15 protein-coding genes and 1 pseudogene are annotated in these 18,803 nt (G+C 58.6%); 6 read left to right on the top strand and 10 right to left on the bottom strand.

Going from position 1 to position 18,803, the window contains the following annotated elements:
* From HMPREF3115_RS32545 to HMPREF3115_RS18290, 4 genes and pseudogenes are all read left to right on the top strand, one after another.
* A pseudogene (locus HMPREF3115_RS32545) lies at positions 1-352 on the top strand (type VI secretion system tip protein VgrG); the annotation flags it as partial.
* A 2-nt stretch (positions 353-354) separates the two neighbouring features.
* On the top strand, positions 355-1,935 hold the full coding sequence (locus HMPREF3115_RS18300; RefSeq protein ID WP_070555542.1) for a hypothetical protein: 1,581 nt from the start codon (positions 355-357) through the stop codon (positions 1,933-1,935).
* Entirely contained in the window at positions 1,932-3,008 is a 1,077-nt protein-coding gene (locus HMPREF3115_RS18295; RefSeq protein ID WP_070555540.1) for an Imm72 family immunity protein, read from the top strand. Before HMPREF3115_RS18300 ends, HMPREF3115_RS18295 begins: the two co-directional genes overlap by 4 nt.
* 166 nt (positions 3,009-3,174) lie before the next feature.
* Positions 3,175-4,065, top strand: coding sequence for an Imm72 family immunity protein (locus HMPREF3115_RS18290; RefSeq protein ID WP_070555538.1), 891 nt, complete (start codon positions 3,175-3,177; stop codon positions 4,063-4,065).
* Positions 4,066-4,534: 469 nt separating this feature from the next.
* Here the strand turns inward: HMPREF3115_RS18290 and HMPREF3115_RS18285 are convergent, their stop codons facing one another.
* Together HMPREF3115_RS18285 and HMPREF3115_RS18280 are read right to left on the bottom strand one after the other, a co-directional pair.
* Positions 4,535-5,296 carry an anti-sigma factor family protein gene (locus tag HMPREF3115_RS18285; RefSeq protein ID WP_006407264.1) on the bottom strand — a complete coding sequence of 254 codons (762 nt, stop codon included), beginning with the start codon at positions 5,294-5,296 and terminating at the stop codon, positions 4,535-4,537.
* On the bottom strand, positions 5,293-5,811 hold the full coding sequence (locus HMPREF3115_RS18280; RefSeq protein WP_006407263.1) for a sigma-70 family RNA polymerase sigma factor: 519 nt from the start codon (positions 5,809-5,811) through the stop codon (positions 5,293-5,295). Before HMPREF3115_RS18280 ends, HMPREF3115_RS18285 begins: the two co-directional genes overlap by 4 nt.
* A 155-nt stretch (positions 5,812-5,966) precedes the next feature.
* Here HMPREF3115_RS18280 and HMPREF3115_RS18275 point away from each other — a divergent pair, with 155 nt between their 5' ends.
* Together HMPREF3115_RS18275 and HMPREF3115_RS18270 are read left to right on the top strand one after the other, a co-directional pair.
* Positions 5,967-7,058: a catalase family peroxidase gene (locus HMPREF3115_RS18275; protein WP_070555536.1), complete on the top strand. Its 1,092-nt coding sequence runs from the start codon at positions 5,967-5,969 to the stop codon at positions 7,056-7,058.
* Complete coding sequence (locus tag HMPREF3115_RS18270) at positions 7,058-7,588, top strand: cytochrome b (RefSeq protein ID WP_070555534.1); 531 nt, start codon at positions 7,058-7,060, stop codon at positions 7,586-7,588. The genes HMPREF3115_RS18275 and HMPREF3115_RS18270 overlap by 1 nt, the downstream gene beginning before the upstream one ends.
* 157 nt (positions 7,589-7,745) lie before the next feature.
* Here HMPREF3115_RS18270 and HMPREF3115_RS18265 read toward each other — a convergent pair whose 3' ends face one another.
* The 8 genes from HMPREF3115_RS18265 to dnaA form a co-directional block, all read right to left on the bottom strand.
* On the bottom strand, positions 7,746-8,045 hold the full coding sequence (locus tag HMPREF3115_RS18265) for a hypothetical protein (RefSeq protein WP_035973228.1): 300 nt from the start codon (positions 8,043-8,045) through the stop codon (positions 7,746-7,748).
* A 258-nt stretch (positions 8,046-8,303) separates the two neighbouring features.
* Positions 8,304-9,659, bottom strand: coding sequence for a 5-methylcytosine restriction system specificity protein McrC (locus tag HMPREF3115_RS29560; RefSeq protein WP_083302240.1), 1,356 nt, complete (start codon positions 9,657-9,659; stop codon positions 8,304-8,306).
* 2 nt (positions 9,660-9,661) lie between these two features.
* Entirely contained in the window at positions 9,662-10,606 is a 945-nt protein-coding gene (locus HMPREF3115_RS18260) for an McrB family protein (protein WP_070555532.1), read from the bottom strand.
* Positions 10,607-10,617: 11 nt separating this feature from the next.
* Positions 10,618-11,250: a hypothetical protein gene (locus HMPREF3115_RS30985; protein ID WP_125902638.1), complete on the bottom strand. Its 633-nt coding sequence runs from the start codon at positions 11,248-11,250 to the stop codon at positions 10,618-10,620.
* Entirely contained in the window at positions 11,171-12,334 is a 1,164-nt protein-coding gene (locus HMPREF3115_RS18255; protein WP_070555530.1) for a DNA-methyltransferase, read from the bottom strand. Before HMPREF3115_RS18255 ends, HMPREF3115_RS30985 begins: the two co-directional genes overlap by 80 nt.
* Before the next feature lie 1,259 nt (positions 12,335-13,593).
* The gene (gene gyrB, locus HMPREF3115_RS18250) at positions 13,594-16,068 is read right to left on the bottom strand and encodes a DNA topoisomerase (ATP-hydrolyzing) subunit B (RefSeq protein ID WP_006401749.1); all 2,475 of its coding nucleotides are present in this window, start codon (positions 16,066-16,068) and stop codon (positions 13,594-13,596) included.
* Between the two features lie 191 nt (positions 16,069-16,259).
* Complete coding sequence (gene dnaN, locus HMPREF3115_RS18245; protein ID WP_070555528.1) at positions 16,260-17,366, bottom strand: DNA polymerase III subunit beta; 1,107 nt, start codon at positions 17,364-17,366, stop codon at positions 16,260-16,262.
* A gap of 168 nt (positions 17,367-17,534) precedes the next feature.
* The coding region (gene dnaA / locus HMPREF3115_RS18240; RefSeq protein WP_070555526.1) for a chromosomal replication initiator protein DnaA at positions 17,535-18,803 on the bottom strand (1,269 nt) is incomplete at its 5' end.

Genomic DNA, 18,803 nt, shown 5'->3' with positions numbered 1-18,803 from the left:
GAAGGGCGCGTCGCATACGTTCGCGGGGCCCGCGAGCATGCAGTATCCGTTGCCTGCGCTGCCGACTTCCAAACACGCGGCCGCGATGCAGTACCTGTATCACGACGATGAACCCGTCCAAGGGGCCAAATATGTTGCGACGCTGCCCGACGGCAGCACGCGCGAAGGGGTGCTCGATTCGCATGGGCGGATGCGTCTGGAGGACGTGCCTGCGGGAGCGATCAAGGTTGAACTCGGGCCGGATGCGCGCGCGTATGCGCGAAAGGATACGACCGCGAATCCCGACTACAAGGGAGAGCGTCTTTCCGATGCCGACATCGATTCAATCATTAACAGGCACGGGGGAGCGTAAGCGTGAGCTGGACGATTGAGGATTTCAGGGCAACGTCGCTGGAAGTCGGGCAATGGTGCTGGGGAACGCTCGAAGGCGCATTCAATGAAAAGCAGACGATCAGCCAGATCATCGTCGATGCCGTGATCGGCATGATTCCGCTCGTGGGCGATGCGACTGCGGTTCGGGACCTGTTGGCCGTCAGCATCGGTATGAGCCAGGATCCGGTCAAGCGGAACGATTCGACGCAACGCGTGTTGCTGGTCGTCCTGATCTTTGCGCTGATCCCGGTGGTGGGCGGTGTCATCAAAGGCGTCGGGCGTTTGCTGCTGAAAGTCACCGGAGATGTCGCGAAAGATGCCGAGTTGCTGAAGGCGGTCGTGCAATTCCTGAACCGGATGGGGCATGGCGACGCACCGAAGTGGCTCAAGGCCCTGGATCTCGCCAAGTATCAGGCCCAGGTCGTTACCAGGCTGAAGGATTTTTGCGCGACGGTCCGCGTGGCCATTCAGCGTTCGCTCGCGGCGCGCGTCGGACGAATGTTGCCGGACAAATGGCGGGCGGCCCTCGAGCGTGTCAGCAGCGGCTTCCACGCGATCCAGGACATGGCCGACCAGATCGTGCCGGAGGCGATCAAGGAGCTGAACGCGAAGCTCAAGGTGCTGCAGAACATGGTGTATCGCGGTGAGGTGCACGAAATCGCGACGGGTGGGGCGCCGAAACTGGAGCGTGAGGTCGAAGCGTATCTGCAGGAGCGCAGGCTGGCTCGTGATATTCGTCGGGGTCGTTTTCCGTCGACGGACTGTCTGGCTGACGGCGGTAAGGTCGAAGCGCTGCTCAAGGCGAGATACGGTCCGAAAATTGCAGAAGGGTGGCCGAATATCCTTGCTACGAGAGGCAAAATGCCGTTGTTCGGCAAGAAAGATGTGTTTATCGATATTGCGTCGTTCAGCGGCGAGATCAAGGCGCTGACTGCGAAGGAACTTGCCGGCAAGAAGGTATATCGCGTGTTCGGCAATCCGTCCGAACTCGCGCCTTACAAGGGCGGCAGTTCGGCGGGCGGGCGGAGCCCCGCATTTTGGGGGGTAGGCGAACCGCCGAAGACGGCTGAGGAGTGGCGCAGGCTTGCTGCGGTGCTGGACACCTGGAACGGCAACGGGTTCATCGTCGTCATGCAATTGCCACACGATTTCGGCGAGCGTGTACCAATGGCCAAGGCGTGGGCCGGAAAAATTGCCGAGCAGTACGGCACGGCAATACCGGTGCAGTATCTGGAGGGCGGCGGCGATCAATTGATCGTCGACTTCGGCAAACTGTCAGAATATGTGACCGCAGAAGGGAACAAGATCAAGCAACAATTTGCGAATTTCACCGGACGTGCCGACTTGCATGTTCAGCGCGAGTTTGATGGCGTCAAGATCGAGTTTCACAAGACGAACTGGGAAAATGTCGAGAAGGTCTACGGCTACAGCAAGTACGAGGACGACATTCAATACTCGACAAAGACGCGCCGGCTGGCGAGCGACGAAATCCAAACCAAAACGACTAACAGCAAAGTGACCGCCACGACACGATCAGCAGCGAATTACGAAGGTCAGCGATGATGAATACGATCAGCCAGTACGACATGACGGACGACGCGACGCGGCGCAGGGTTTTCTGGTTGCTTCAACGGCTGACCAGTTTTTCGCTCTGGAAACGCAAGCGTGATGCGTTTGCCCTTTTCGCGAAAGAGTACGAGAGCGCCGTGAAGACGTGGCCGGAAGACGATCCGGAGACCATGCCGGCAGACAATTTGCCAACCATTTTTCAAATTCTCGCTGCTTACGATCGAGGGCTATCCGAGCTCGCCCGCGGGTATCGGTTTGTCTGGCAACTGGGAGAGCCGTTGGAATACGCAATTGATCGGTATAACCATTTGAACGCATATTTCTTTCCGCACTCCGATTACTGGGATCGCGGTGCGCAGGTTGCCCCATACCCGCCGAAGGTCGATGCGCTGGCCCAATTACTCCATGCATCGGAGTACCAAGTAGAGTACGCGCCGCTCGAACCGGAACCTTTGGATAACTGTCTCGCACAACTGAGTTCGATAGGGTTGCTGCTATCCCCCGAGACATACAAGCACGGCTTCTACACGCTTCCGTATCCGGTATTTCCGGACGACCTGCCGGAGGTTCCAGAAGCTGTCGGTCCAGTGATCAAATCCGGCGACAAGGTGCCTTGCGACGGCATCTGGGAACCCGTTGCTATCGAGCAATCGAAATTGCTGGGCGTCGTGCCGGTCGGCAATCGCAGTTTGCGCAACAACGGCTGCTTCAATTATTTCGTTCGGGACATTCATGCGCCGAACGTCAGAGATGACGATACGGGCGCGATCGTCAAGACACACTGGCGACTGTTGTGGGAAGACAAGCGATACGCCGACGGTATCATCCCTGACGAATCGCAGTACTTCCTCGAGCTGCCGTCGTCACCGCAGCCGAGCCGCGACATGGCCGCGCCGGTTCGGACCGGCGATATTTGCCCGCTCTCCGGCGAATGGCGAACGGACGAATACGGCGGCAAAACCGTGCGGGTCGAAGCCGGTGCGGCGATGCCGGACATGCTAGTGAGGGACAACCTGGGTGAACTCAAGGTGCACTGGGTAACGTGGCATCTGGTGACGCGTTCGTAATACCGACATGCGCTATTGACGTCGACGCGTTCAACGTGATGCTGGGGCCTACGTATTGGCGTTTGTCGGGGAAATACACGCGGTATGGGGAGGGCATTGTTCCAAACGGATCACAGTACCTGCTGGAATCCGGGCCAACGCCGCAACCGTCGACGCCCTTTGTCCGATGACGAACACAATCAAGCTATACGACATGACAGACGACATGACGAGGCGCAGAGTCTTCTGGCTGCTTCAGCGTCTGACCAGTTTTTCGCTCTGGAAGCGCAAGCGTGACGCGTTTGCGCGTTTCGCGAACGAATACGAGAACGCGGTAAAGACATGGCCGGAAGATGATCCGGAAGCCCTACCGCCGCACAATTTGTCGATCATTTCCGAGATCCTTGCCGCTTATGATCGAGGGTTGTCCGAGTTAGCCCGCGGGAACCGATTCGTCTGGCAGCGCGGCGAGCCGTTGCAATACGCAATCGATCGGTATAACCATTTGAACGCGTATTTCTTCCCGCATCCCGATTACTGGGACCGCGGTGCGCAGGCGTTCCCCTACCCGCCGAAGGTCGATGTGCTGGCCCAACTGCTGCATGCATCGGAAGCCCAACTGGAATACGCGCCGTTCGGGCCCGGACATAGAGACTTCGCGCAACTGCGATCGGTCGGGCTGTTGCTGACACCGGACGCATACGATCACGGCTTCTACACGCTTCCGTATCCGGTATTTCCGGGGGACTTGCCGCCGGTTCCGCAGGCTATCGGCCTGGTAATCAAGTCCGGCAACAAGGTGCCTTGTGACGGCATCTGGGAACCCGTAGTCATCGAGCGAGAGAAGTTGCTCGGCATCGTGCCCATCGGCCATCGCCGTTTGCGCAACAACGGCTGCTTCAATTACTTCATTCGCGACATCCGCGCACCGAAGCTGAGGGATAACGACCTCGGACTACCCGTCAAGACACACTGGCGGCTGTTATGGGAAGACAAGCGATATACGGACGGCGACATTCCCGACGAATCGCAGTATTTCCTTGAGGCGCCACAGCCGAACCGCGATATCGTCGCGTAGGTCCGGACCAACGGTTTGATGATTCGCGCTGCCACGGGCCGGCGTGTCGTGCAGAGGCAAAGCCTTGTAGCGTAGCCGCTCGTCCATGTGGACAACCGGGCCGCACATCAGTCGCAACGCTGTGAACCAAACAGGCGAGCGCGTTGTGGATATGCTCTTCCCAAGCCACGCGAAGCACTGTGGGCGTCGAAATTGAGAAGATTCGACGAGCGGCGATGCGCCCACCATCGGGACGGATGTGGATATCCCGATCCGAAAGGACATCAAACCCTGTGGATCCGAACAAGAAAATCCGGCTCACGTGGTACGCGTCGCACCAAGATTCCACGGTGTGGACAACGACCACAAAAGCAAACCCAAACGCTGTGCATCGGAATCGACGATATGAGCGCTTTCAAGCCACCGAAAGACTACACCCGACGAGCCTGACAACGGCATCCACCCGCAGCCGCACCCCGACCCGCCTGGCTCAAGTCTGCTGATCCAGCGCCCGCACGACGGCCTTCTCCTCGAGACTATCCGCTGGCCCGACCACCGCGAAGTTGAGCCCGTTCACCGATCCATACCGCGCCAGTAGCGCACCGTCCACGCGTTGTCCGGCCGGCAGCAGCCGGCGCGACGATTCCGCGGGCCGGACATAGAAGCTCAGCGTTCGCCCCGCATCGTCCTCATAGAGCACCATCGCGGACGTGGCGCCAACGTCCGTCGTGAACAACCGCCCGCCGACCGGCCTGAACCCCGCGGCGCTCAGATCCGGCAGCTTCGCCGACGTGCCGACGCGCGTGGTGAGCCACCGTTGCAGATCGCTTGCACCCGTCGGCCGGTAATCGACCTTTGCCGTCCGATTGACCACCAGCATCCGGTAAGCGTTGAGCGCATCGCTCATCGGTGCGACAGCCGGCTGCGCGTTCCACCCGCGCGCCTGCCATCCGCCGAACGTGCCGAGCCCGACGCAGAACACGAACGAGGCCGCCATCGCGAATCGCATCCGCGCGCGTTCCGCGCGTCGCGCGCGAATCGCGGCCGGATCGAGCGCCGGGTTCTCGCCCGGCATCCGCACGCTTTCGAGCGCGGCGCGCAGACGCTGCGCATCCTGCTGCCATTGCTTCACCTGTTCCGCACTCTCCGGGTGCAGCGCGAGATAGCGCTCGACCGCGGCGCGTGCGTCGTCGTCGAGCTGGCCGTCGACATAGGCCTGGAGATCGTGTTCGTCGGGACGGATCGGATTCATTTCATCAACCGCAGTGAAGGGGCCGGCAGTTCGCCGTCGCTAAGCAAACGCAGCGCCTGACGCGCGCGCGACAGCCGCGACATCACCGTGCCGATCGGCACGTCGAGCAGATCGGCGACTTCCTGATACGTAAAGCCCTCGACCGCGACGAGCAGCAGCAGGCTGCGCTGCTCGTCGGACAGCCGGCCGAACGCCTCGAGCGTCGCACGCGCGGCGACTTCGCGCTCGGCGGACGGCCAATGCGGCTCTTCGTCGTCGCGCATGCGGCCGAGCAGCCACGCGTAGCGTTTCGCGCTGCGTTTGCCGTCGAGAAACTGCCGGTAGAGGATCGTGAACAGCCAGCTGCGCAGCGACGCGTCGTCGCGACGGCTCGTCCAGCGCGACAGCGCGCGCTCGAGCGTCGACTGCACGAGATCGTCGGCCGCATGCACATCGCGCGCGAGCCACAGCGCGAAGCGGCGCAGCCGAGGGATGAGTTCGCGTAACGCGTCGTCGTCGAGGGCGTTTGAGGGCATGGCCGGACCGTTGCCGGAAACGTGGAGATGCCGCGTAGGACGCCGGTCGACGTCCGTTATTCCATCAGCATACGAAAAATTTCTTCATGGAATAAAGGCGGGCGGCCGGCGTCCTACGCGCGTTCGACAATGATCTGACGATCGGGAGTGCATTCATGGAACGATCTTCCTCTTCTTCGCCGCCGCCGCGCGAGCCCGGCCGCGGATGGTGGCGCTGGGCCGCGATCGGCGGCGCCGTCGCGGGCGCTGCGCTGGCGTTCGGCTATGTCGGCGGCTGGCTTGCGCCGGCGCGCCTGACCCCGCACCGGCTCGTCGACGCGCTGCAGACCGCCGGCGGCCTGCATCCCGGCTTCCGGCGCAATCACGCGAAGGGCGTCTGCGTGACCGGCTACTTCGAAGGCAACGGCACGGCGAGCCAGTATTCCGTCGCGCCGTTCTTCAAGCCCGTGCGCACGCCTGTGGTCGGGCGCTTCGCGTTGCCGGGCGGGAATCCGTATGCACCCGACAGCAGCGTGCCAATCCGCAGCCTCGCGTTGAAGCTGACGGCGCCCGATGGCGAGCAATGGCGCACCGGGATGAACGCGATGCCCGTGTTTCCGATCGCGACGCCGCAGGCGTTCTACGCGCAATTGCTCGCGACGCGACCCGACCCGGCGACCGGCAAGCCCGATCCGGGGAAGGTAAAGGCGTTTTTTGCCGCGCATCCGGAGACGGCCGCGTTCCGCGAATGGGTGAAGGGTGCGAAGCCGAGCGCGAGTTACGTCACCGAGAGTTATTACGGGCTGAACGCGTTCTACTTCGTCGACGCGGCCGGGCAGCGGCACGCGGTGCGGTGGCGCGTCGTGCCGGAGCAGACGGCCGGCGCCGGCGACGTCGCTACCGCCGCGGATCCGAACGTGCTGGAGCAGGATCTGACGCGGCGCATCGCGGACGGTGCGCAGAAGTGGAAGCTGCTCGTCACGCTCGCCGAGCCTGGCGATCCGGTGGACGACGCGACGAAGGTCTGGCCTGCGCAGCGCACGACGATCGACGCGGGGACGCTCGTGCTCGATCACGTGGAGCCGCAGGACAGCGGGCCGTGCCGCGACGTGAATTACGACCCGACGGTGCTGCCGCGGGGGATTCAGGTGTCCGGCGATCCGTTGCTGGCGGCGAGGTCGGCTGCTTATGCGGATTCGTATCTGCGCAGGACGAGTGAAGAGGCCGGCGTGGCCGGCGCGGCGCGGTTGAGTGCGGAGGGACGGTGATGAAGGCTTCTACGACTTTTAGTTTGCCGGCGCGCGTGCTGCATTGGGTGATGGCCGCGATGGTGCTCACGATGCTGTTCGTCGGTGTGGGAATGGTGGCGTCGGTGTCCGAGCGGCACGACTTTCTGGTCGCGTTGCACAAGCCGCTCGGAATCGCCGTGCTGGTGCTGGTTTGCGTGCGGATCGTCGTGCGGTTTTCGTCGAAGCCGCCTGCGTTGCCCGAGGATCTGCCGTGGTGGCAGAAGGTTGCCGCGCATGGGTCGCATGTCGTGCTGTATGCGTTGATGTTCGCGATGCCGCTGATCGGATGGGCGATGCTGTCGGCGGGCGGGTATCCGGTGACGCTCGGCCGCGGCGTGCAGCTGCCGGCGATCGTTGCCGCGAATCCGGTGACGTTCGCGTGGCTCAGGGTCGCGCATCGCGTGCTCGCTTATCTGTTCTTTCTGACGTTCCTCGCGCATTTTGGCGCGGCGCTTTATCACGGGTTGATTCGGAGGGATGGGGTGCTTAGGGCGATGGTGGGGAGGTGACGCGCGGCAGATTGCGCTTTGCTGCTGTGACGGTTGATGACGGTGGGGCGTTGAGCGCCGGCGATGATGTGCGGGCCGGGGAAGGGCGCGTGGAAAGCTGCTGAACGCCGGGTCAGGCAATCGAACGATAAGGGCCGCTTTGCGCGGCCCTTGCTTTTTACCGCGCAAACGGGCTCTTTCCGCCCGGCTGATGATATGGCTGCTCTCGCAGTGCCAGCTCGCTGTAGTCCGGCGTGATGGTGATTTTTCGCGTCACGTGGTTGACGTCGAGATATACCCGGTCGCCCGGTTTGAAGCCGAACAGCTTCATGTGCATATCGACGACGCTCATCCAAGGCATGTACGGCCAGCCTCGCTTGGGACGGTCAGGGGTGCTGCGAAGGAGCATCGCGACTACGGTGCTCAGGTCGCGTTCTTTGCGCTTCTTTGGGCGTGACTTATGATTGGCGTTAGCCATTTCCGACTCCTGTGTTGAGTTGGTGGTGGTTAGCGGGTCGTATGGGTGGCAGCCTATGCGGCCCGCGCTTTTTAGCTGCTCGTCTAGTTTAAGGGAGATGACGCGTCTGACGGTACTTCAACGTACCGATTAGCCGAACAGCATACAAGCAAATGGTCATCTGTGAACGAAAAGAGCATATCGCATTCGGCGTTCTAAAATATCAATGATTTCCGATTTGACTCGATGTGTCACTCCAAGACTGTGATTTCGCGGCGGTCAAACTGCGAGACGTGTGTCTCTAAAGCGCAATATTCTGGAATTGAGAAGATCGTTACATTGATCGGAGATTTCAGTAATGGTTTTTATAAGAAGATTTTCTTCTTCTATTATGTTTGACGAGCCGAGATCAATAAAATATTGAAAAATAGGGATGTCAGCCACGGTTCCTATACATTGCAAGCCGCGTTGATTCGTACTGCGTGCGGGGAAAATGAACAAGCCAGCGCACGAACTGTAGGAGGCAGCGTAAGAAATTAGCTGATTTAGATCTTCTCTATCCGCAATCGATCTTTTGTTTTTATATTTCATATCGAGAACAATATTGCTCGTTACACGGGGCGGAGCGTATATCTCGATTACTATATCTGGAGTTGCTGTGACGATTTCGTCGATTTGGGACGGGAGTGATGAGCGATTAAGTAAATTCTTTCTTCTGCCCTCACTTCCTCCAATGTTTCCATCAAAGACACGTATATGCTGTGTTGATCGGTTTAGTCGCATAAGAATACATCTGATATACGATTCGAACGCGACGTCGAGGTCCAGTAATAGTGAGTTCGCCGTAGTGACACGTTCTCTAGACGAGAGTCCCAGATAATTATTTCGGACAATTAAGTTGGCAAGCGATAGTGCCGGCCAGTAATATGTTCGCGTGTCGGGAATATCCGAAAACGATTCATATTTCAAATCTGAAAATTCGTCTAACTCACTAACTCGTGCAAAGTATTCGAGCAATCGAGTAATTTTGGCGTGTCTTTTCTTAGATCGCCTTGCACTGTCGGTTTCCAAACACATCAAGAGCGCACGTTTCAAGAAGCGATTGTGGATCGTATCGATATGGCGCTCGTCCCACGAATAAGCCAAGCGTGGCGTACCTTGCGCTTGGTATTTCATCGTTTTTGTAAAAGCTATCCTGCCCTTTGGAAAATTGCCAACCCCCTCCTTTCTCTCGTATTTTCTTAGCAAGCCATTACCCACAATATCGTCTATTTTGTCGGCGAACAAATCAACAAGGAAATCCTCTATCGGTTCAGATGCTTCGTGGTGGCTGGCGTAGTCGCGTTCCAGTCCGGACAATTCGAACGGCGAATGGTTAGCAAGCTTAACAATCCGCTCTAGATTGTTTAGAGGGACTTTCGGTCGAACGTCAAGCGTCAGTCGTTCATTTATAGGAATAATTCCGACATATCCACCAGCATAGAACATCGGAACACCTTTCTTCCATCTGACACTTATATAGTCGCGCTCAAGCACTTCCGGATAGACGGAGAGTCGAGGACCCTCCATGTAAATCGATGGGTCGACATCAATGAGCTCATACTCGTGAATGATTAGCGGTTGGACGCGGGACATATTCATTCAGAAAATATATTTGACCATGCCGTCTTAATGGCATTTAATTCGTCAGGACTTCGCCTCAGGACACGCTCAAAATGGAAGGAAAGCTGATTTTCCCACAACCGATGGAGAGACACATCATCCTTTACTGTCTGAAAATACGCGTGGCCTAACCTACATAACGGATTGGAGTGGCGTTGTAATATGAGAAAAAATCGTTCCAACCGTAACCTTCGTTCCTCAGATAGGGTCGAGCCGCGAAGAAGAGAGTTCAAAGCCCCTACGTCTGGCTCCATTGAAATTTTCGCGAAACGGCGTTCAAAAGCCAAATCCAGCTCTTCTACACCCCTATCCCAAGGATTCATTGTGGCGAGAATTATTAAATTCTTCGGCACAGTAGCCTCGCGGCCGGAAGCTAAGGTAAAAGTGAGTCCGCGCTTTGATGATTCGATATAGGTCAACGCCTCTCCGAAAGCGCGAATTACATCGGTTCGACTAAGTTCGTCAATGACCAAAACGATGAGTTCGTCGGTATTATTTGCTTCGTAGCATGCGAGTAGAAACGTTTTATCCGTAAGCGCGAAGCCACCTTGCTCTGTCGGAATGTATGCCTCGATGAAATCTTCGTATTGGAATGCGGGATGAAACTGAATAAAAAATGCACGCGAGCGCTCGCCGTCAACAAGACGAGCTGCGATGCGTTGCGCAGCGCGGCTCTTTCCGGTGCCAGGTGGTCCAGTAAAAATAACGCCCGCGAAACCGTCTTCTAGCAACTCTCGAACTCGGATATAGATCGGATCGTCTTCTTCGACCATTGCTAACGGAGCATCGCTTAGCTCATCGGTCGTTTTTATTCTCGGTGTTTGGATTCCAGGAGTATTATCCGATGTATCAGCCGATGCCATGGGGATGTGCAGAGATGTGGCATCGAGTGCTCTTATTTTTTCAAGCTTTTCTAACATTATTCCTGGCCTTAGATATTGACGAATAATTGCGCAGAGTAACGATCCAGCCCGGACTCGTCAAAAATCTGCTTGTACTGGGAAGCCTCGTCACTTCTATTTTCTCGGTAACCGAACTCGTCTCGAAATATTGAAACTATATCGGAAAGCGATGGATTTTCGCCCCGAAACGAATAATCTCGATAGAGAAATACGGCAAGGGCGGCAGCAGAAACAGTACCGCCGAAAAGCATATAAGTTTTCGCGCCGTCGGAGTGATTTGCGATCAGACTGAATTCGACACTTCGTCTCTCACCAGAGAACGCGCTCACTTGCCTCATTGGCGACTGCGAGCGGATAGACGACGGCGCATACGATCCCGCAACGTTCGAATTGAACCACACCGTAGCTAAGCTTTGCCCTTGCTCGCCGAATGGCATAACGTAAGGCTTCCTGAGTGGGCCACCCGGAACAGCTAGGAATGTGTCGAAGAAATTTCGAAAGTTGGGGCGCAGTCCAGACACTGCGCCCGCGGAGCGGGAGGCATGCTTGAGGCATAGATAGCCGGCAAAAGCTGGATGAATTCTAGTCTTGCAAAGCAAATCCAGCGACGCGCGTACTGCGCTTTCGTTTAACTGCCACAGGTTGTGAATCGGGTTGGACATGATCTAGCTGTGCTGTTTGTTGGCCCCAGACATGATCATCTGTTTGGGGAGCCAGATCAATACCTATTGCAGTTCGTCCCATGCTATTTGCTACTGCGAGACTTGTTCCTGTCCCCATGAATGGATCAAGAACCACGCCCGGATTGAGCGGCACGCTGCAAGTGCAGGTCGTCCAACCAACGGTTTCTTTCTTCGCAAAGGTGAATTCGCGAAAATATCCGCCCAGCACGGCTTTTGCCTCGGCAGCGAGTTTTTGTACTTGGGGCGAATTTCTCCCGGTGCCTGTTTGCACCTTTAGTGCTTTACCAGCATCGGAGATACCAGTGGCTTGAATTGCAGCAATGTGCTCTTTGGTTAACCCTGCAGTTTCGGCAATTTCCATTGCACGTTTTGCCTGCGGTCGATTCGGATCTAGATTGGCCGTACGCTCAAGTACTCGCTCCGGAATATGACCACACACTGGACAATACGCCCGGGGACACGCCAAAAGAATAGCTCTCCGGACAATTTCATCGGGGAACGGGGCTAAATGATCGCCCATGTTGCGCTTAAGAGGAATATTCCAAACGTCGCCTGGGTTGGCTCCATTACCAACAGCCTCAGAGTAGCCAACCAAGTCATAGTAATATTTTTGCGATCTTACAAAATGAATGATGTACTCGTGACGGTTGGCAAGGCGGTTTTTTGCCGGTTCAGGCATGCCACTATCTTTAGTCCAAATAATTCGATTTCGGACAATCCATCCATCGTCTATCGCCGCTGCTTCGAGACGAGCAGGAATTCCCGCAAGTGTGCGCGCAGTGTACGTATCACCGACGTTGATGAATACGGAGCCAGTACGCTTAAGAACTCTCCTCCATTCCCGCATACAGTCGACCATTGTCGCAACATACTCGTTCGGTGTGGCCTCTTGGCCAATCTGACCTGCGAAGCCGTAGTCGCGTTTTTTCCAATATGGGGGCGACGTAACAACCAAATCTACAGAAGCATCCGCAAGGGGGATGTGGCGCGCGTCGGCGTGATGGCGGATGCATTCTGTTTCTGCGACGTTACCGAAAGCGGTTGATGCTGACCTAGTTCTCATGCGCGTCGTACCCTCAAAGATTCAGCTTGTTCCTGCAAAAGTATACCTATCAATGTGCATGTCGTCGAGCCGCTTGTGCCCTCCGACGCAGCCCTTACACACGATCGGAACGTGTATAAATATACAGTATTGACTTTGAATTTTCTAGGGGCGCGTTCGCGCGATCGGTCCTCACATCGTTCGCAGGTTGAGAAATCTCACGAGACTTCTGGACCGTCGGCCGCAGAGATACGCCGAAAGAGCGCCGCGCACTCTGCGCTACAGCCGCCGTATGGCCGTCGGCGATCCAGTTTCGGTGCTATTTATCTGCGCTGTGCAGTGTCCTGTAGGGATATCGTATCGGAACAGTTGCTAGTCAATAGAAGTCGCTAAAAGCAGCGTAATTGCTGTCGAGATACATATTTGAGCATTATTTCGATAGGAAAAGGCTCAGATAGATCTTTAAGATTTCAGCGCAGATCCTTGCATACGAGAAGCCGAGCACTTGAACGGCTAATTCGAAGCGTGCGAATGCTGCGAAACTTTCGACGGCGTATTTTCTTTGAAGCGCCAGCTTCTCGCATAAAGGCTTCGGTACGCAAAAAGCGAGTTCAGGAAGTTGCAAGCCTCGCCAAACCTTGGCTCTTGCGACAGGGATAGCGATAACAAGCATGCTGAGTATAACGGTTGCCACGATAGGCCGGAGCGATTGTGCAATGATGCCACGTCAGTTATATACGCCGATATTGCACTTAGAAGGGCGATGCTAAAGTAGAGCAATCCGAGAAATGCGATGGTGGTGCTTCCAAGAAAGACAATTGATCAGAGAAGTCACGCACATGCATTTTTGCTATGTTTTCTAGGCGAGCGTCGGCTTCGTATGATAATAAGCAGAATAGGCATATGGCAAGAGGTTCTATTGTGGCATTACAGTACTCGGTTATTTTGCGGCGGGCCTATATATGCGATCTGTTGAAAATCGCTTGATATCTTGAATTGACTTCGAAGAGTATTGTCATCGCTGGTGCTATGTATTTCATATGACTGGTCAATTAGCGATCTTGCGCCAATCTCCCCTGTCAACCATGGCGCGGTTTACTATGAAGATGGCATTCATCTTAATCTCGAGCCAAATAGGCCGGCCGCCGCCGTACCTGTCGCGGAGTTCTCCGAGCAGTTCTCCGTTTCGTGTATGAATCTGACTATAAAAAGAAGACCCACGCACTTATCAGTTTATGGGTCTATAACGATTAAGTTGTGAGGGCATTTACATTTTTACCTCAAACATCAATATTCCCCGCCCTCAACGCATTAGACTCGATAAACGCCCGCCGCGGCTCCACCTCATCCCCCATCAGCGTCGTAAAGATCCCGTCCGCCGCGATCGCATCCTCGATCTGCACACGCAGCAACCGTCGCACATTCGGATCCATCGTCGTTTCCCACAGCTGCTCGGGGTTCATCTCGCCCAACCCCTTATACCGCTGCTTCGAAACATTCCGCTCCGCATCCGCGAGCAGCCACTTCATCGCGTTCTTGAAGTCCGTCACGGCCATGCTGCGCTCGCCGCGCTTGATCACCGCGCCGGCCTGAATCAGCCCTTCGAACGTCTTGGCCGTATTCACAAGCTGCTGATAATCCGCCGTGTGCTGGAACTCCTCGTCGATCACGGAAACGCGCACGTTGCCGTGATGCGCACGCTCGACGCGCAGCGACCGCAGTTCGCGCACCGGATCGTAAGCCGGCACCACACGCACTTCGTTCTTCAGCGTGTCGTCATGCAGAGCCGCGTGCAGCGCCTTCGCCGACGCCTCCGTCGACGCCTCGCTCGACAGATCGATCGAAACGCCATCCATGATCGCCTCGAGCGCCGCCGGGTCGTACAGGCGGCTCAGCCGCTCGATCACGCTCTGCGACATCAGATACGACCGCGCGAGCTCGCCGAGCGCATCGCCGGTGATCGGCGTCGCGTTCTCGCTCGGCAGCAGTTCCGAACCCTGCAGCGCGAGCCGCAGCATGTGCGCGTTCAGCTCCGCATCGTCCTTCAGATAGCGCTCGTCCTTGCCGGCCTTCACCTTGTACAGCGGCGGCTGCGCGATATACACATACCCGCGCTCGATCATCTCCGGCATCTGACGGTAGAAGAACGTGAGCAGCAGCGTGCGGATGTGCGCACCGTCGACGTCCGCGTCGGTCATGATGATGATCCGGTGATAGCGCAGCTTGTCGAGGTTGTAGTCGTCCTTGCCGATGCCGCAGCCGAGCGCGGTCACGAGCGTGACGATCTGCTCCGACGACAGCAGCTTGTCGTAGCGCGCCTTCTCGACGTTCAGCACCTTGCCGCGCAGCGGCAGGATCGCCTGGAACTTGCGGTCGCGGCCTTGCTTCGCCGAGCCGCCCGCCGAGTCGCCCTCGACGATGTAGATTTCCGACTTCGCCGGATCCTTCTCCTGGCAGTCCGCGAGCTTGCCCGGCAGCCCGACGCCGTCGAGCACGCCCTTGCGGCGCGTCATCTCGCGCGCCTTGCGCGCGGCATCGCGCGCGCGCGCAGCCTCGACGATCTTCCCGCAGATGATCTTCGCGTCGTTCGGCGTTTCGAGCAGGAACTCCTCGAGCGCCTTCGCGACGACTTCCTCGACCGGCGCACGCACTTCCGACGACACGAGCTTGTCCTTCGTCTGCGAGCTGAACTTCGGCTCCGGCACCTTCACGGAGAGCACGCACGACAAGCCTTCGCGCATGTCGTCGCCGGTCGTCTCGACCTTCGCCTTCTTCGCGATTTCGTTATCGGCGATGTACTTGTTGATCACGCGCGTCATCGCGGCGCGCAGGCCGGTCAGGTGCGTGCCGCCGTCGCGCTGCGGAATGTTGTTCGTGAAGCACAGCACGTTCTCGTTGTAGCTGTCGTTCCACTGCATCGCGACTTCGACGCCCACGCCGTCCTTCTCGCCGATCACGTGGAAGATCGTCGGGTGCAGGTTGCTCTTCGTCTTGTTGATGTACTCGACGAAGCCCTTCACGCCGCCGGCGAACGCGAAATCGTCTTCCTTGCCCGAACGCAGGTCGGTCAGGCGGATCCGCACGCCGTTGTTCAGGAACGAGAGCTCGCGCATCCGCTTCGCGAGGATGTCGTAGTGGTACTCGACGGTGCCGAAGATCGTCGGATCGGCCATGAAGTGCACTTCGGTGCCGCGGTTCTCGGTATCGCCGATCACCTGCATCGGCGACACTTCCTCGCCGTCGACGACTTCGATCACGCGATCCTGCGCGACGCCGCGATGGAACTCCATGAAGTGCTTCTTGCCGTTGCGGCGCACGGTGAGGCGCAGCCAGCTCGACAGCGCGTTCACGCACGACACGCCGACGCCGTGCAGCCCGCCCGACACCTTGTAGCTGTTCTGGTCGAACTTGCCGCCCGCGTGCAGCTCGGTCATCACGATCTCGGCGGCGCTGCGCTTCGGTTCGTGCTTGTCGTTCATCTTCACGTCGGTCGGAATCCCGCGGCCGTTGTCGACGACGGAAATCGAGTTGTCGGCGTGAATCGTCACGTGGATGTCGTTGCAGTACCCGGCCAACGCTTCGTCGATCGAGTTGTCGAGCACCTCGAAGACGAGGTGGTGCAGACCGGTGCCGTCCGACGTGTCGCCGATGTACATCCCGGGGCGCTTGCGCACCGCCTCCAGACCCTCGAGGATCTGGATCGACGAGGCGCCGTAGCTGCTGTTATCGGGCTGCGAATTGTGCTGTTCACTCATGGATATCTTCCGGTTCTGCGAGGCCACTCAAGCGGCGGCGCTGTGCGTTTCCGCGAGGAAACGCCGGGCCGCTCCAGTTTTCCTGGCCCCTCCAGGGCGCCGGCCCGGCGCGGGAAGGAGGGGTTGTCGAATCGCCATAAAAACGCCAAAGGGGCTTGCCGCCCCCTGGAATGTGTCGTGTGTCGCGCGCGTCAGATGCGCATCGGCATCACGACATACTTGAACTCGTCGTTCTCGGGCACGGTGATCAGTGCGCTCGAGCTCGCGTCGCCGAGGCTCACCTGCACGGTGTCGACCTTCAGGTTCGCGAGCACGTCGAGCAGATACGTGACGTTGAAGCCGATGTCGACCGTATCGCCCTGATACGCGATTTCCAGTTCTTCCTGCGCCTCTTCCTGATCGGCGTTGGTCGACATGATCTTCAGCTGACCGGGCGCGACGATGCAGCGCACGCCCTTGAACTTGTCCGAGGTCAGGATCGCCGCACGTTGCAGCGAACGCTGCAGTTCCTCGCGGCCGATCTGGAACGTGTTCTTGTGCGCCTTCGGAATCACGCGCTGGAAGTCGGGGAACTTGCCCTCGACGAGCTTCGACACCAACTCGACCTGGCCGAACGTGAACTTCGCCTGCGTCTGGGCGATGTCGATCGTGACGGTGTCGTCGATGTCTTCGAGCAGGCGCTGCAGCTCGAGAATGGTCTTGCGCGGAACGATCACTTCCTGGCGCCCGAACGTGCCGCCGTCGATCTTCATCGACGATAACGCGAGGCGGTGGCCGTCGGTGGCCACGGCCATCAGCTGATCGCCGTCGACGACGAGCAGCATGCCGTTCAGGTAGTAGCGGATGTCCTGCTGCGCCATCGCGAAGTGCACCATGCCGAGCAGCTGGCGGAACGACTTCTGCGGGACGGTCAGGCTCGCGCCGAAATCCTTCGCCTGCGCGACGGTCGGGAACTCGTCGGCCGCGAGCGTCTGCAGTGCGAAGCGGCTCTTGCCCGACTGAACGGTGAGGCGCTTGTCCGCGAGCGACAGCGTGACCTGGCCGTCGGGCATCGCGCGCAGGATGTCGAGCAGCTTGCGGGCCGCGACGGTGGTGGCCACCTGGTCGCTGCCGACGCCGAAATCGGCGCGCGTCGTGATCTGCAGCTCCAGGTCGGTCGACAGGAAAGAAACGTCCGGGCCGTTCTTCGTGATCAGCAGGTTGGCGAGGATCGGCAACGTGTGGCGGCGCTCGACGATGCCGCTGACCGTTTGCAGCGGCCTGAGGAGGGTGTCTCGTTCGGTCTTGACCAGTTGCATAGAGTTCCTTCGTTGAGATGACGGCCTGCAGCGCAGCAGCCTCGCAGCGCCCCGCGGCCGGACGTATTGCCCGCCGACGCCGGGGCGGTCAAACCTGTATTGTGCCTCAAAACCGAATCGCCCCTCCTAAATTGGGGCGGACTCATGATTCTCAAGTGCGCGGCGCGCTCAACCCTTCAGCGTCTGCTCCAGCACGTGCAGTTCGTGGTTCAGCTGCGCGTCCTTGCTGCGTTCGTCGGCGATCTTGCGCACCGCGTGCAGCACGGTCGTGTGATCGCGTCCGCCGAACAGCTCGCCGATCTCGGGCAGGCTCTTTTGCGTCAGTTCCTTCGCCAGATACATCGCGATCTGCCGCGGCCGCGCGATGTTCGCCGGACGCTTCTTCGAATACATGTCGGCGACCTTGATGTTGTAGAAGTCGGCGACGGTCTTCTGGATGTTCTCGACCGAAATCTGCCGGTTCTGCACGGTCAGCAGATCCTTCAGCGCTTCCTTGGTCAGCTCGATCGAGATCTCGCGGCCGTGGAACTTCGAATACGCGAGGATCTTGCGCAGCGCGCCCTCGAGCTCGCGCACGTTCGAGCGCAGATGCTTCGCGACGAAGAACGCGACGTCTTCCGACAGGTTCACGCCTTCGGACTGCGCCTTGCGCATCAGGATCGCGACGCGCATCTCGAGCTCGGGCGGCTCGATCGCGACGGTCAGCCCGGAATCGAAGCGCGAGATCAGGCGATCGTCGATCCCCGAAATCTCCTTCGGATACGTATCGCTGGTGATGATCACCTGCGCCTTGTTCGCGACGAGCGCCTCGAACGCGTAGAAGAATTCCTCCTGCGTGCGCGACTTGCCCGAGAAGAACTGGATGTCGTCGATCAGCAGCAGGTCGAGCGAGTGGTAGTAGCGCTTGAAATCGTCGAACGCCTTGCGCTGGTACGCCTTCACGACGTCCGACACGTATTGCTCCGCGTGGATGTAGCGGATCCGCGCGCCGGGCTTGTCGAGCAGCAGCTGGTTGCCGATCGCGTGGATCAGGTGCGTCTTGCCGAGGCCGACGCCGCCGTACAGGAACAGCGGGTTGTACGAGATGCCGGGGTTGTCCGCGACCTGGATCGCGGCCGCGCGCGCGAGCTGGTTCGCCTTGCCGGTCACGAAGTTGTCGAACGTGAGCACCGGGTTCAGCTTCGAGCGCTCGTACATCGAATCGGCCTCGCCGCCTGCCGCGGGCGCGGCGCCGGGGCCCGGACGCCAGGTGCGCCGGCCGGCCGCCGCCTCGTGGGCGGGTAGGCTCGGCAGGTCGATGTCGGCGTCGTCGTTGTTCAGATGATGCGCGGCGGCGGCCGACGGCGTCATCGGCACGTCGGCCGGCGCGGCAGGCGCGGCCGACTGGTTCGCCGTCAGGTTCGCCGCGATCGCGGCCACCGTCGCGGCCGGGCCGCT

The organism is Burkholderia sp. HMSC10F09, from assembly GCF_001806955.1.
Lineage (GTDB): Bacteria > Pseudomonadota > Gammaproteobacteria > Burkholderiales > Burkholderiaceae > Burkholderia > Burkholderia multivorans.
Note: the sequence above shows the minus strand (reverse complement) of the source record. Positions and strands in the feature narration are given on the sequence as shown.